This window comes from Bacillus sp. FSL R9-9834 (assembly GCF_038006905.1).
GTDB lineage: Bacteria > Bacillota > Bacilli > Bacillales > Bacillaceae_G > Bacillus_A > Bacillus_A pacificus.
The window spans coordinates 1-13963 of sequence record NZ_JBBOWD010000004.1 but is presented as its reverse complement, the minus strand read 5'-3'; the positions used below and the strand labels follow the sequence as shown (position 1 = coordinate 13963).

General features: G+C 38.4%; 14 protein-coding genes. All 14 read left to right on the top strand.

From position 1 onward, the window contains the following. The first annotated feature begins 1 nt into the window (after position 1). The 14 genes from MKY00_RS29750 (at position 2) to MKY00_RS29685 (ending at position 13842) form a co-directional block, all read left to right on the top strand. Positions 2–1393, top strand: coding sequence for a phage tail sheath subtilisin-like domain-containing protein (locus MKY00_RS29750; protein WP_074585894.1), 1392 nt, complete (start codon positions 2–4; stop codon positions 1391–1393). Between the two features lie 15 nt (positions 1394–1408). Beyond that, a complete protein-coding gene (locus MKY00_RS29745) occupies positions 1409–1855 on the top strand; it encodes a phage tail tube protein (RefSeq protein WP_074544195.1) in 447 nt (148 codons plus the stop codon). A gap of 62 nt (positions 1856–1917) precedes the next feature. Next, a complete protein-coding gene (locus tag MKY00_RS29740) occupies positions 1918–2394 on the top strand; it encodes a phage tail assembly chaperone (protein ID WP_074585893.1) in 477 nt (158 codons plus the stop codon). Between the two features lie 14 nt (positions 2395–2408). After that, positions 2409–2573: a hypothetical protein gene (locus MKY00_RS29735; RefSeq protein ID WP_153474111.1), complete on the top strand. Its 165-nt coding sequence runs from the start codon at positions 2409–2411 to the stop codon at positions 2571–2573. Between the two features lie 15 nt (positions 2574–2588). After that, entirely contained in the window at positions 2589–6299 is a 3711-nt protein-coding gene (locus MKY00_RS29730; protein WP_074585892.1) for a phage tail tape measure protein, read from the top strand. Next, the gene (locus MKY00_RS29725) at positions 6296–6943 is read left to right on the top strand and encodes an SH3 domain-containing protein (RefSeq protein WP_153474199.1); all 648 of its coding nucleotides are present in this window, start codon (positions 6296–6298) and stop codon (positions 6941–6943) included. Before MKY00_RS29730 ends, MKY00_RS29725 begins: the two co-directional genes overlap by 4 nt. Positions 6944–6954: 11 nt before the next feature. Continuing rightward, positions 6955–7944, top strand: coding sequence for an XkdQ/YqbQ family protein (locus MKY00_RS29720; protein ID WP_262726457.1), 990 nt, complete (start codon positions 6955–6957; stop codon positions 7942–7944). 8 nt (positions 7945–7952) lie between these two features. Then, complete coding sequence (locus tag MKY00_RS29715) at positions 7953–8399, top strand: hypothetical protein (RefSeq protein WP_153474235.1); 447 nt, start codon at positions 7953–7955, stop codon at positions 8397–8399. Continuing rightward, the gene (locus tag MKY00_RS29710) at positions 8386–8841 is read left to right on the top strand and encodes a DUF2634 domain-containing protein (protein WP_153474234.1); all 456 of its coding nucleotides are present in this window, start codon (positions 8386–8388) and stop codon (positions 8839–8841) included. The genes MKY00_RS29715 and MKY00_RS29710 overlap by 14 nt, the downstream gene beginning before the upstream one ends. Continuing rightward, the gene (locus MKY00_RS29705) at positions 8838–9983 is read left to right on the top strand and encodes a baseplate J/gp47 family protein (RefSeq protein WP_153474233.1); all 1146 of its coding nucleotides are present in this window, start codon (positions 8838–8840) and stop codon (positions 9981–9983) included. Before MKY00_RS29710 ends, MKY00_RS29705 begins: the two co-directional genes overlap by 4 nt. After that, positions 9970–10542 carry a putative phage tail protein gene (locus MKY00_RS29700; RefSeq protein ID WP_074585800.1) on the top strand — a complete coding sequence of 191 codons (573 nt, stop codon included), beginning with the start codon at positions 9970–9972 and terminating at the stop codon, positions 10540–10542. Before MKY00_RS29705 ends, MKY00_RS29700 begins: the two co-directional genes overlap by 14 nt. Positions 10543–10546: 4 nt before the next feature. After that, a complete protein-coding gene (locus MKY00_RS29695; protein WP_074585799.1) occupies positions 10547–12058 on the top strand; it encodes a hypothetical protein in 1512 nt (503 codons plus the stop codon). Next, positions 12055–13428 (top strand): outer membrane protein assembly factor BamB family protein, encoded by a 1374-nt coding sequence (locus MKY00_RS29690; protein ID WP_074585798.1) that lies wholly within the window; start codon positions 12055–12057, stop codon positions 13426–13428. Before MKY00_RS29695 ends, MKY00_RS29690 begins: the two co-directional genes overlap by 4 nt. A gap of 12 nt (positions 13429–13440) precedes the next feature. Continuing rightward, positions 13441–13842 (top strand): hypothetical protein, encoded by a 402-nt coding sequence (locus MKY00_RS29685; protein ID WP_153474204.1) that lies wholly within the window; start codon positions 13441–13443, stop codon positions 13840–13842. Positions 13843–13963: the final 121 nt, after the last annotated feature.

Here is a 13963-nt window from a genome sequence, read left to right as displayed (position 1 = left end):
GATGCCAAAAGCATTTAAAGAAGGGCGTAATGAAGTAGAGTCAGGTTTTTACTCTTATACAGAATTAATTGTTAGAGAAGCGATTAATAAAAATGCACGTGGTGTCCTAATCATGCCAATCAAGGCGGATTGGGGTATAGAGAACACTGTAGTGGATTTAGATTCTCCAGAAGAAGCGAAGGCGAATTTCATTGGCCAAACGGCACATCTATTAGATCTTGCTTTTAAAGCGCCTATTCAAACATTAAAAACAGTACGTCTCGCTACAAAGGATGCGAAGAAAGCAGCATTAGATTTGCAAGCGATCAAAATTGAAGCCCTTTACACAGGGACAAGAGGGAATAATTTCAAAGTAACAATTCGTCCTAAAATCGGTGATGAATCCGCTAAACAGTTAATTCTTGTTGAAAATAACGTGGAGCTTGAAAGAATTACATTTTCCGCAATCGACGAGTTGGTAACGAAAACGAAGGATAGTTTGTATATAACAGTTACTAAGGTAGATGGATCAAAAACAATTGAAGATATTAACAATGTACCTCTTGCTGGCGGTGTAAGTGGTGAAGCAGTGAAGGTAGAGGATTACGCTAATTTCTTTGCCTTAGCAAAAGAAGAAGACTTCAATGGAATTTGTCTTGATGGCGTACAAGACAAAGCTGTTAAAACAATGCTAACCCAATTTGTGCAGACTAGTCGTTCCTCAGGAAGACTTATTACTGGTTACACAGGTGGAGAAGACGCGAAAGAAATCGATTATTATGCAGTAACAAACAATATTCAAAAAGCATCTACGTATGACAGACAATATACAGCTGAAGAAGTAGCCGTTTATGTAGCTGCAGCACTAATTTCCTGCCCACTGAATGAGAGTATGACGCAAAAAGAGACACCTTTCACTTCAGTAGAAAAATTATCTGTAACTGAAACGAAACGTAGATTAGCAGAAGGTAATTTATTATTCTTCCAAGAGGGAAAAACAGTTCGTTTTAACACTGCAGTTAATACGATGACGACGATTAGAAATATCGATGAAGCAGTTGGTATTTCCAAAGAAGCTGATGAGCGCTCTGCTATTCGTACATTACAAAAGGTTAAAGTAGTACAAGCTATTGATTATATTACAACAGCAGAAGAAAAGATTTTCAATCGTTTCATGGCACGAGCGAATACACAGGCTCGTAGATTAGCAGCAGCACAAGCGATTAAGGATGAACTGCTTGAAAAGTTAGCAGAAAATGAAGTTATTGAAACAGGTACATTTAATTGTTATGAAGATCCTCGCCATACTGAAAGTAACGGTAAGGTGGTATATAAAGATGAAGCTTATTTCATTACAGAATACGTTGTAATCGACGCGATTGAAAAAGTGTACAACAAAAATAAAGTAGCTTAGTAAAGGAGAGAGCGTATGTCAGTATTCGATAATAGTTTACCAACTTTAAATACTCGTAAGACTGTACGTGGTAAATATGGCGGTGTTATTGACCAAAAAGGACGCCAATTACTTGAAGTGACTGAATTCGAAGCGAAAATCAAGTTCGATAAAAAGAAGATTGAACGAGCGAATGCATTTATGGAAGGTAACAGAATTATGGGGGCAAGTGGATCAGGGAAAATGAAGGTCTACTTAACAGCAGAAACATGGGAAATGACAAAGGATATTTTAAACGATCCAGATGCACTACTTACACTTATTTCAGAGCTGCATGATCCTGATGAAATGGTAGGTTCGGCCAATTCGAAGGTAGCACTTAAGAACATTTCATTTGATGAGGTAACAATTGCTGCATTTAAAACAAAAGATGTAATTGAACGAGATTTCCCGTTCACTTTTGATGATTACGACTTTCTATAAACAATAAAGAGAGGGGATTCCCTCTCTTTTCTATTAACAATAAAAAAACGGAGGATTATATTATGACTAATTTAAATAAAGAAGCAGTGGAAACTAAAAAATCAAAATTCGCTAGTTTAGAAGATTTATTTGGAGTAAACGTAGAAGACCGTGTTCGTGGAGAAGAAAAAATTCAAGCTATCAATGGTAATAGATTAGCCATTCCATTTAAGTCAATTACAGCAGAAGAAGAGCAAAATATTCGCAAAGCTGCAACTAAGCGTGTCAAACAGCCTAATGGTCAAATCTTAGAGGTTCAAGATGAGCAAAAGTACAATGCGTTATTAATCGCTACAGCTACGGACGAAACTCGTACTGATATTAGATGGGATAGTCCTGAATTAGCCCAAAAAGTTGGTGTTCCTGTACCAAGCCCATGGTTAATTATCCCTAAAATGTTATCTCTAGGCGGTATTGTTACGGCTACACAATACATTATCGAATTATCCGGACTAGGTTCAGGTTCATTTGAAAGTGAGCTTGAAGACGTAAAAAACTAATAAGCACCGACCCGATGGCATCTTGGGCCCATAGGCTGTTTCAACAACATCATATTGATCCTGAAGAGTTTTTTCTCATGAAGTATGAGAAAAAACTCTTTTTAATTGCTTCTTGCTTAATTCAAGACGAACGGGATAAAGAAGCACAAGATAATGCAGCTGCCGAGGCCCAAGAATGATAAAGGCGGTGGAATATGGGTAAAGAAGTAACTGGTAAGATTAGTTTAATGGACGCTATGTCCGCTCCTTTAAAGCGAATTACACAACAAATGGAGCGGACATCGCAAGCTGCAAGACAGTTAAATAGTTCGCTGCGTATACAAAACACAGGGGCAGCAGCATTACAACAAACAACACAGAGAACTGCGCAATTAACCCAACAAACGCAAAGATTTAATGTTGCTATGCAACAAACTAATCAACAAGCGAACCAAACCAGTGATTCGGTACGGCGAACCGGTCAAAGTGCAGTAGAAGCAGGTAACGGAATGAGCCAGCTCCAACAACGTTTTGGCGGTGTGAGTGAAAGAAATGCTCAAATGCTGAACGGACTTGAAAGAGCGCAAGGGTCATTACTTACTACGGGTGCAGTTGCTGGTGCAGCAGGCGGAGCTGTAGTTGCTGGTCTTGGAGCAAGTGTAAAAACGGCTGCTGATTTTGAAGAAGCCATGAGTAAAGTGGCAGCGATATCTGGTGCCTCAAGAGGGGAATTAGGGCAGCTTACTGAACAAGCAAAGCAATTAGGTGCCTCTACTAAATATTCTGCTTCAGAAGCGGCAGAAGGTATGCAATATCTAGCGATGGCGGGTTTTAAAACCGGAGACATCATGAAAGCTATGCCTGGTATGTTGGATTTAGCTGCATCTGGAGCTCTTGATCTTGGAGCTGCCGCTGATATTTCTTCTAATATCATGAGTTCGTTCGGTTTATCAGCTGATAGGGCTGGTCATACAGCGGATGTATTGGCTTTTTCAGCCGCTAACGCAAATACAAACGTTAGTCAAATGGGTGAAGCGATGAAATATGCTGCTGGTACCGCTCATACGGTCGGTTTTAGTATGGAAGAAACGGCAGCAGCAATTATGGCGATGGGTAACAGCGGTTTACAAGGGTCTGTTGCCGGCCAAGCATTCGCAACCTCGCTTGGGCGTCTTGCTAAACCAACGAAGGAAATGTCAAAAGTGATGGATAAATTAAATCTATCATTCTTTGATGCGCAGGGTAATATCAAACCACTACCATCAATTGTAAAAGATTTAGAAGAAAAAACGGGTAAGATGACAGCACAGCAAAAATCAGCGACATTAACAACCTTGTTTGGTGCAGAAGCATATAAAAACTGGGCTGCATTACTTGCTGAAGGTAGTGGTAAATTAGAGAAGAATACCAAAGCATTAGAGCAAGCTGATGGCGCTGCATCTAAAATGGCGAAAACTATGACTGACAACCTCAATGGGCAGATTACAGAATTAACGTCTGGTCTAGAAGGTGCAGCTATATCGTTAGGAAATGCGTTATTGCCTGCGATAAAAATGGTTGTGTCTGGTTTGCAATCCGCTGTAAGCTGGTTTAATAGTTTGAGTGATGGTACAAAAACAACAATCGCTGTTGTCGCTGCAATTATTGGGATTTTCGTTGCGTTAGGCGGTGTATTTGGTATTGTACTAGCGCTAGTTCCAAGTGTTGTATCAGGGTTTACACTTATTGCAGGTGCATTAGGATTAACAGCAGGTGCATTAGCAACAACTATTGGAATTGCTTTTGGTGTAGTTACTGCAGTAGTAGCCATCGGGGCAGCTATAGTAGTTCTTTATAATAAGTGTACGACTTTCCGAGATATCGTGAATGGTGCAATTTCTGGTGTGAAATCTGCATTTGATTCATTGATGGTTAAGGTGAATCAAGTTAAGTCATTCCTTGTGTCTACTTGGTCAGGAGTCAAAGCTATTTTTTCTGGGAATGAAGGAAAAGGCGCTTCTATTTTAGGAGGTCTAGGTTTCGGCCCAGATACAATTAAAACCGTGATGAGCGTTTCCACTAATATTAAATTGGCCATCTCCAGCATTAAAGCCTTAGTGGCAGGAAATGACACACAAGCGGGTGGTTTTCTAAAAACACTTGGATTTTCCGATGGTGCAATCGGGGTTATTTTTGGTGTGAAGAATGCTATTTCATCCGTTATTAATACCGTTAAAGGCTTTGGGGCATTGCTTGGTGGTAACGAAGGAAAAGCGACCTCGTTATTAAGTAGTGCTGGTTTAGACCCTTCTACAATTAGGCAATCCATTAGTGTGATTAATAGCGTAAAAATGGCTATACAAGGTCTTTTCATGATTCTTAAAGGTGGATCGAAACAAACTAAGGAAGGCGCATCTTTCTTAAAGATGGCTGGCATTTCGCCTGAAATGGTTGGGCAAATAACATCCACTGTTTCCGCTGTAAAACAAGCCTTTTCAGGAATTGTTTCATTTGTGAAATCACTTGTAACACAAATAGCCTCTGCATTTAAAGGTAGCGGTCCTGGCATTATGTCAGCTGTATCAACTATCATTAAATCAGTAATAACACTTTTTAAAACAATGCAACCTGTTCTTTCTGTTGTGTTTACAGTATTGAAAATAATTGTAGTTGGTACACTTCAAAATATAGCTGGATTTATCCAAGGTGTTGTTGGTGTAATTCTAGCAATCATTAAAATTTTCGCTTCATTATTTACTGGGAACTGGAAAGGATTGTGGGAAGGGGTAAAATCCTTATTCACTAATGCTCTTATGGCTATCTGGAATGGTGTGCAATTACTATTCGTCGGACGGTTACTTGGTGTATTCAAAGCTGGTTTTGCCGCTATGAAAGCAATCTTTACTGGTGGATGGGCTGCCATAAAAACTGGATTCATGACAGGTCTTACAGCAGTTTGGAATGGCGCTAAAAACATTTTCACAACTTCAGTTAATGCAATCGGAAAAGCTTTGATGACTGGATTTAAAGCTGCATTTAATGGAACAGTTAATGTTGTCAAAGGTTCAGTTAATTTAATCCGTACAGTAATAGATACTGGATTTTCAGTTATCAGAAATGTAATTACTACTGTTTTACAAGTTATTTGGAATGTTTTCCGTCTGAGTTGGAATGGGATAAGACAAGTAGTTACATCTGCGGTTTCCGCAGTGAGAAATGCCATTTCTACAGGTTTAGAAGCTGCTGGGAATATCGTGAAAAACATCTGGACCACGGTGAAAGAATTTACAACTACGACGTGGAATAGCGTGCGTACAGGGGTAACAGAAGCGATCAGCGGCATGAAAAATAAGGTGCAAGAAATTTTAGGTAGTATAAAAGATTTCTTTAAACGCACTTGGGACGATATTTTGAATTCTGTAAAATCGTTACCTGCAAAATTCCTAGAAATAGGAAAAAATATGATGGAAGGTCTTTGGAATGGTATTAAGTCTGCAGCAGCAGGATTAGGAGATAAAGTGTCTAGTTTAATAGACAGTGTTGTTCCTGGGCCGGTAAAAAAACTGCTTGGTATAAATAGCCCCTCGAAGCTTTTCCACCAATATGGTATATGGACTATGCAAGGTTTAGAGGGTGGTATTGAAGCACGTAAGGATTACACACGCGATAAAGCTGTAGAAATAGCTAAAGATGTTAGCGTACCATTTGCTCCTGCTACTCCAAGTAAAGTAGCTTCTGGATCATCTACAAGTGGAAATCAAACGCAAACGACTAGTGTTAAGAATGAATTTAATATTAATATTTCTGGTAGTACAGCAAAAGCAATGCATGGTGATGACGGTACTTTCGTAGAGTTAGCTGATAAACTTGTAAATTATATTGCTGATAAACTAGATGATGCATCTACAGGAAAAACAAAAGTTAATTTAGGAGTGATGGAGTCGTGATATTTCTCCTTACAAAATGGGCAAAATACACCTTTCCCCACACTCCTAAAGGGGTCGGGCCAAAAGGTGGCGATGCCAAAATAGAAGAAGTAAATACATTGGGACAAGGAGTTGTTCCTTTTTTTGATGGGAAGGAACTGGAGGAGGTTACATTTACCTCCTTCTTTTCTTTTAATAAAGTACCTGGCGAAGAAGTGAGACAAGATCCGCTTTCGTCATGTCGTTTCCTTTCAGATCTAAAAAAATCGGGAGAAGTCGTACTATTAAACATTCCTGATATCAATTATAAGAGGGAAATGATAGTGAAGAACTTTGAATACTGGAAAGATGCACCTGGTTATATCGAATTTAATATTACCTTTAAAGAATATCGTGAAATTAAACTTGGATATAAAGATGGGGCAGGAAACATTAAAAGACCGCCTTCCAATGATTTAAATAAATACGCATTAACTGATGGTAAAGTGACTGGCACGCACATGTTAGCAGTTCGTGATGCACCGTCACAAAGCGGTAAAATTATTGGGACGTTAAAACAGGGATCGAGTGTAACATTCGCTAGAGACAGGAAAAACCAATCAGGATGGATATACATTCAATCAGGCAGTTTACATGGTTATGCTGCTGCAAATTATATTAGATAGGAGGAAGAATGATGTTAGAAGTTATTATTGGGAACATGGTAGTAACAGATGCTATTGTTCCTCCTATCAAATTGGATGATGATTATCAGTCGGGACCAGTAAAAGCGGAAATGACTTTGATTTATAAAAAAGAATTAGATGAAATTGATGGGAAACCGATACAAATAATCGTTAATGGAACAACTTGGTTTGCTGGAGTAGTGAGAGCGTACAAAAATGCAAAGAGTCGTAATATTGATATTACTGCGTACGATCACCTGTTTAACTTAGTTAAGTCTAGCGATGAATTTATATTTCAAAATCGTACAGCAAGCCAAATGATACGTTCTATATTGAGCAAGTACAACTATCCGATTAAAGAATTAGTAGAAATTAATACGATATTCCCGCTTATGTACTTAGATAGTAATAGTGCTCAAAGTGTATTTGAAATGCTGATTGTTATTTTATATGAAAGCAAAAAGGTAACAGGTAAGAAGTATTGGATTCGTTTTGAGCCTGAGGGACTACGGGTATTTGAGTGGAAACCTGCAAAATTCATCCCGGTACTAGGTTCAGGATTAACAAACGTTGAAAAGACTGTTTCTACCGAGGAAATTAAGAACAGAATCAATGTTGTAAACAGAGAAAAAAATATATTCGTGTTTAGATCAGATGAAGAATCAGTTCGGAAATACGGTCCTCTGTATACAGTGGAAGATTTCAGTGGTGAAACGGAAGCAGCTGCAATTAGTTATGCCAATAGTTTACTTAGAACAAGGACTTTACCGGAAGTTTCACGGCAAATCGAACATGTACACAGCATAGAAGAGCCACGGATATGGTCCGGTGACTTTATTTATTTGGAAGACCCAACTAGTACAATACTTGGTGGGTACTATGTAAAAAAAGCCGCTTATCAAATCTATAAAAATAGGGTTATTTTTAGTGCTGACATTGCTCATTCAGCTGCTTTGCCAGATAAAGAGTATGTTCCACCGCAACAAAACGATGAAGGGTAGGTGAGAAGGTGGAAAAGCGAGGAATTGAACGTATTTTACATCATATGCACGGACCAGATATAACAGAGGATTCTTTTTCTTTAGGGAAAATCATCACAGCCGAACCGCACGTTACAATCCAAATACACGGATCCGATAAAGCTTTACCGAGTGCATTTTTTATTATGCCAAATGTGAAGTTTTCTAGAGGAGAAACAGTTTTAATACAACGTATATCTGGAGCAGGTGCTACGGATCGGCAATTTGTAGTAAAGCCACTCAATGAAATGGTATCGCTATGCCGTTATACTGGTTCGGAATTTGTATCGATAGTTGATGAAAAAGTGCGCTACCCTGCTTCACAAACATTTTGTCCATGGAATATTAGTCCTGGAACGAATGTGATGTTGCTTCCTAATCGCTTCCCTTCGTCAAATTCTTTATGGGTGGTGATTAATACGTATGCAATTTCCTAAATTACCGCGAATTGAATGGGAACTACCTGAAGTTAATAATTTTGAGAGTGAAGAGGTTGTCGGGTATATGACACCTCTTTTTGATTTTTCAAAGGGTGAATTTTTTACGGATGCTAGTGGGGCAGTTGTGCTAGATGATGGACAAAGAGGAATAGCAAACCTTATTGAAAAAACACACCGTGCCCCAAGAGGTGTCTATCGGGTTTATACAGACGATTATGGCTCTGAGGTACGTAACGTATTACTAGATAGTGAACTTGGTGAAAAGGGACGTATTTCACGGGTAAAAGAAGCGATAAGAGATTCCTTGATCTATGACGAGAGAATTATAGATGTAAGTGAAATAGGGATTACAAAAGGCGAAAAAGATACTTATATAGCTTCCTATACCGTCTACACAATATACGGTGACGTTCCGGTAAGAAGGGAAGTGAAAGTATGACAGCTCCTGCGTGGTGGAATGAAACGGAACAAGAAATTTTTAATCGTGCATTAAATCAAGTAGATAAACGATGGGACAAACGAGAAGGCGGCTTTATTTATGATGTTTTAAAGCCTTTATCAATTGTTCGTTCGGAACAGCGTGAAGAATTTAAGAAATGGTATCACACAAGATTCGCTCAATATGCAACCGGTGATGATTTGGATGCAGTTGTAGAATCAAGGACTCCTTTGAAGCGCTATCCTGCCAAAAAAGCAAAGGGGAAGGTTACTGTTTCAGGTAATGAGGGCACAAAGCTTGCGAAAGGCTCTGTATACGTGGCGGTTCGATATGACTTGGATAATAAAATCATTGAATATACGCAATTAGCAGATGCGGTTATTGGCCCGAATGGTAATACAATTGTTGAAATTGAAGCTGTACTTCCTGGTTTAATCGGAAACACATCCGAAAACACAATTGAACTAATCGAAGCTGTATTTGGCGTCGCTAACGTTACGAATGTAGAGAAAATCACTGGTGGAGAAGAAAAAGAAAGTGATGAGGATTTACGATCACGCTATTTTACATGGCTGCGTGAATCTTCTAACTCTGGGAATATCGGTGATTACATTCGTTGGTCACTTAGTATACCTGACGTGGGTGGCGTGCTGGTCTTTCCTGTGGCGAAAGGGAAAGGTACTGTACAACTATCGGTATGCAATACAAGCTTTACTCCTGCCTCACCAGAATTGGTGAAGAGAGTACAAGATTACATTGCCCCTTCTAACGAAATGGGCGAGGGACAGGCGCCAATTGGAGCTTCTGTATCTGTTGTAGCAGCCATTCCAGTAAAAGTAAATTTAGCTGTATATGTTTCTTCAAAACAAGAAGCAGAAGCATTAAAGCAACAACTGATTGAAGGTATAAATGAATACTTTAAATTTACCAACCGCCTTTATTGGCGCGAAAATGCACGTAAACAATCCATATTAAAAGAACCTTATCAAATTAGTTATTTAAAAGTAGGTTCTGTGGCAGTAGACGTAATGCAGCTTATTCGAGTAAATAGGCTATTAATGAACGGTGAGCAGAAAGACGTCACCATTCAATCTGGTCAAATTGCAGTACTTGGAGATGTGATTTTCTATGAAGGAACGTGATGCATTAGTAGAAGCGTTTCTAAATGATTCCATGAAGGAGTACCGAGATTCGGATTTATTTGTGAATCTTATGCAGATCAGTGCAGGAACTGCCATTGAAGAAAATCAGGAATTTGAAGATGTACGATTACAGTTTGATATCGATACAGCTACTTGGTCCATTAGTGATTGGGAATTTGAATTCGGTATACAGATTGATAGCAAAAAGCCGTTAGAACAAAGGAAGTCGGTTGTAAAAAGTAAAATGCGAAGCACTGGTTCCACAAGGCTCATGCTGATTAAGAAAGTAGCAGAATCATTTGAGTATGGTGAAGTGGATGTAAAGCAAGATATACCGAATTACACTGTCACAATTACATTTGCGAGTAAATTCGGTATTCCGCCTAACATCGATGATATTCAGTTGGCCCTAAGAGAAATCATTCCTGCTCACTTGGATGTGAAGTTTGTATTCACATATCTAACATGGGATGAACTTGAAAGTTATAAATATACGTGGGATCAACTCGATGCTCTTAAACTAACTTGGGATCAATTAGAAACGTATAGAAAGGTGTGAGAATGTGCCTAGCTTAACAAATCGATTAAAATTCGCATTGCCGAATGGTAATGAATATGTAAATAGAGTAGCGTTGAATAAAATATTTGAAGACATTGATAGATTAGTAATGCTGCAGGGCGATTTTGATGTAGCTAAAAAAGAAATCGATGAGAATTTAGCAAAAAAGCTTTCTAAATCAGGTGACACCATGACAGGTGATTTAAAACTTGAAAGAACAGGTACAGCAGCAAGGGACATCCAATGGTCTAAAGATAATGTTGTTCAAACTAATTTAGGTATGAATAGTGCGAATAAACTAAGGTTATATGATAATGTAAACGCCTTGACAGCATTCGAATACGATACAGTCTCAAAGTCCTTCAATGTACTTTCTAGCACTAATCTTCTGAAGAAAACTGGAGATGTCATGACAGGTAATTTAGACATCGTAGCACCTGCTAAGGGAGAAAGAGGTGTATTCCTAAAAAGTCCAAACTTATCAGTATCATTAACTAACTCTGATGCAGGAACTAATCCTTCAGTTAATTTATATGACAGTACAAATAAAGAGTTTATATTCCATTACTCAAAAGATGGAGGTTTTGATTTAAAAGCTTCTAAAACTAACCTTGTAAAGAAAACAGGCGACACCATGACAGGTCCTCTTAAGTTCAACCGTGACCGAGGTATTGCTTGGAATGATGGTGTAAAAGATATCCATTCAATTACTACTGGTGGGGACAATAAGACGTACTTTACAGATGGAGTGAATGGGATAGATTACGCTATTTACGATCCAACTACTAAATCGTTTAACATCCTGCAGAATACCAATCTCTTGAAGAAATCAGGGGATACGATGGATGGCTGGCTAAGATTCCTTAATAATCAAGAGTTACAGTTCCAGACAAAAGAAGGTGTTTCACAGGCAGCTTTAGCTGTAGATGGTGACGGGAACTTTTTTGCTTGGAACTCCCCAGGCGATAAATATCTGTGGTTTCTCAATCGTAAAACTGGGGAATTTATCGTCAATGCAAATAATCTAGTGGCTAAAGGTGGGGACAATCTAACAGGAGACTTCGCTTACTATAACCCTAATCCTATGCAGTTCCGGCCACAAGATAAAAAGTGGTGGTTAATAAATACGAACCAAGAGGGATTGAAATTCATTCCATCAGGAACTACAAATAAAGATGACTGGCAATGGGCAAAGGCTATATGGATAAATCCTGATGGTGAAGTAAACACGCAAGGGGTAAAAGTAAAAGGTGAACGAGTCCTAACAACAAGTGATGCAGAAGAAAAGATTCCATCTAGAAGCGGTAAAGATGATAATGGTATTTTTACAACCTACGAGGAAACACAAGAGGACGGAAAGCTTTGGAAACGATCAGTTCTTTCCAGTCCTGATGCAGATGGTAATTACCTTGTCCGTACCGTTACGTATTACAAAGATGGGGTATCATACAAAACAAAAATATTCGATTTGAAATATGATGAAGACGGTGATTTTGTAAAGGAGGTGCCGCGATGAGTTTTTTAGAGGAACATGGTATAGGTGGGGCGAACCTTGGATTGGTACGAGCAGTAAAAGTATTTGTCCAAAACACCGAGCCAACAACAAAAGATAAAGGTACAGTATGGATCAAGTCTGCTACGCCAGCAACCAAAACTGTATTCCGAGAGTATGGATTAGAGCCACCGAAAGTGGAAGGAACGCTGTGGATCAGTCTTTACGATATTGATATTAAATTCATGTTAGAACGAGCGCTTAAAGTGTTCTCTAACAAAAAAGAAATTAACATCGAGTATTCAAGAGAGAATTTCATTAGTTCAATGGATTCTAGCAAAATTAATGTCTTAAAAAATAAATTTATGCAAGTCTACTCGTTGCTTGGTACCTCTCGTATTTACAAAAACGGAAAATGGGAATGGTTAATCGGTCAATATTGGGATGGCGCAAGTTGGCGAAGCTTTAGCAATTTAGAGCTCAGTGTATATATTGGAACAACCGATAAAATGGTTAAAAAGATTGCACCCGATACAGGGAAAGAGGTTTGGTCAGTAAATAACCATATCGGCGCTGTTAACGATGTGGTTGTTGATAAAAATGGGTATATTTACAGTGCTTCTGGAGCACCGAACGCAGCGGCCACTATAGGTGAAATTAAAAAGATATCCCCTACAGGACAAGTAATATGGTCTAAAAGTTATAGTAGAAGTATTCAGAAGCTAGCAGTAGATAAAGATGGATACATTTATGCATTTAACGATATTAGGCAACTACTGAGGTTTAATCCTGATGGTGAAAGAATTTGGGAAATTAACCAAACAGATTTCTTGGAGGATATCATTGTAGACGTAACCGGAAATGTATATATTAGTTATTCATCTGGCAACAGTCAAATTAAAAAGGTTTCTCCTGGCGGAAAAGATATTTGGAATTACTCTTTTGCGTCAAACAAAGCCCCCAATCTATCTATAGATAGCCAAGGCTATATTTACACATTTATGAATACAGCTGGTAATGATAAAGCTACGTATAAAAAAGTAGATCCAAATGGTAAAGAGGTAGCTACTGCCGCTACCAACGTAGTAGCGATTTTACGCACTACTCTTGATCAATATAAAAATTTATATGCACTTCACACCGATGGAGCGGGTTTATCTAGTCAGCTTGTTAAGATGGGACCAGATTTAAAAGTTACTTGGTCTGTACCAGGTGATATAAAAGATATTACTGTTGATAAAACAGGAAATGTATTTGCGGCTTTCAAGGATTCAGTTAAGAAAATTTCATCAGCTGGACAAGTAGTATGGACTTACCCAATTACAGTCGATTCTGTAAAAACATTAGTTGTAGATCAAAGTCCGTATGGAGCATTCCCGTTTTTATGGGAGTAAGGAGTGAAATGGATGCAAGCATTTATTGCAAACGAAAAAGGGCTAGTTGTAAGTAGACATCTAATGCCGTTAGATGAATTAAACGGATTCGCAAAAAACGCACAAGATGCTATAAAACAAGGCTGGATTTTATATAATGGCGAAATACCAAGCGATAAAATCGAAGGAAATCGAATTGGCCGTGTTTACTACAATAAGCAGGAGAATTCTTTTTATTACGAGTGGGAAGTTATCCAAGCGGATGATTCCAACGCAGACGCATTAATAGTACTTAAAAAACAACAGGAATTAATGCAACAAGCATTAGATGAAATTATTATTAACAGCCCAGATAAGGAAGAATTGAAGGCGTTAAATGAGCAACAAGCGTTGATGCAAAAGGCTTTGGATGAATTAATCATTGCAAGCATTTAATAAAAAGGAGCGGATGTAGAATGGCTGAGTACATGGCACAGCGAGTGATTGATGAAGTGTTTACGTATACATTTATTATCGTAAAAATGAAGACTTACAAAGAAAGAATTGATAAATACCT

What these genes read in the sequence shown, in the direction of transcription:
- MKY00_RS29750 (WP_074585894.1), top strand. Translation starts at nt 2, where the DNA reads ATGCCAAAAGCATTTAAAGAAGGGCGTAATGAAGTAGAGTCAGGTTTT.
- MKY00_RS29700 (WP_074585800.1), top strand. Translation starts at nt 9,970, where the DNA reads ATGAAGGAACGTGATGCATTAGTAGAAGCGTTTCTAAATGATTCCATG.
- MKY00_RS29740 (WP_074585893.1), top strand. Translation starts at nt 1,918, where the DNA reads ATGACTAATTTAAATAAAGAAGCAGTGGAAACTAAAAAATCAAAATTC.
- MKY00_RS29705 (WP_153474233.1), top strand. Translation starts at nt 8,838, where the DNA reads ATGACAGCTCCTGCGTGGTGGAATGAAACGGAACAAGAAATTTTTAAT.
- MKY00_RS29720 (WP_262726457.1), top strand. Translation starts at nt 6,955, where the DNA reads ATGTTAGAAGTTATTATTGGGAACATGGTAGTAACAGATGCTATTGTT.
- MKY00_RS29690 (WP_074585798.1), top strand. Translation starts at nt 12,055, where the DNA reads ATGAGTTTTTTAGAGGAACATGGTATAGGTGGGGCGAACCTTGGATTG.
- MKY00_RS29735 (WP_153474111.1), top strand. Translation starts at nt 2,409, where the DNA reads ATGGCATCTTGGGCCCATAGGCTGTTTCAACAACATCATATTGATCCT.
- MKY00_RS29710 (WP_153474234.1), top strand. Translation starts at nt 8,386, where the DNA reads ATGCAATTTCCTAAATTACCGCGAATTGAATGGGAACTACCTGAAGTT.
- MKY00_RS29730 (WP_074585892.1), top strand. Translation starts at nt 2,589, where the DNA reads ATGGGTAAAGAAGTAACTGGTAAGATTAGTTTAATGGACGCTATGTCC.
- MKY00_RS29745 (WP_074544195.1), top strand. Translation starts at nt 1,409, where the DNA reads ATGTCAGTATTCGATAATAGTTTACCAACTTTAAATACTCGTAAGACT.
- MKY00_RS29685 (WP_153474204.1), top strand. Translation starts at nt 13,441, where the DNA reads ATGCAAGCATTTATTGCAAACGAAAAAGGGCTAGTTGTAAGTAGACAT.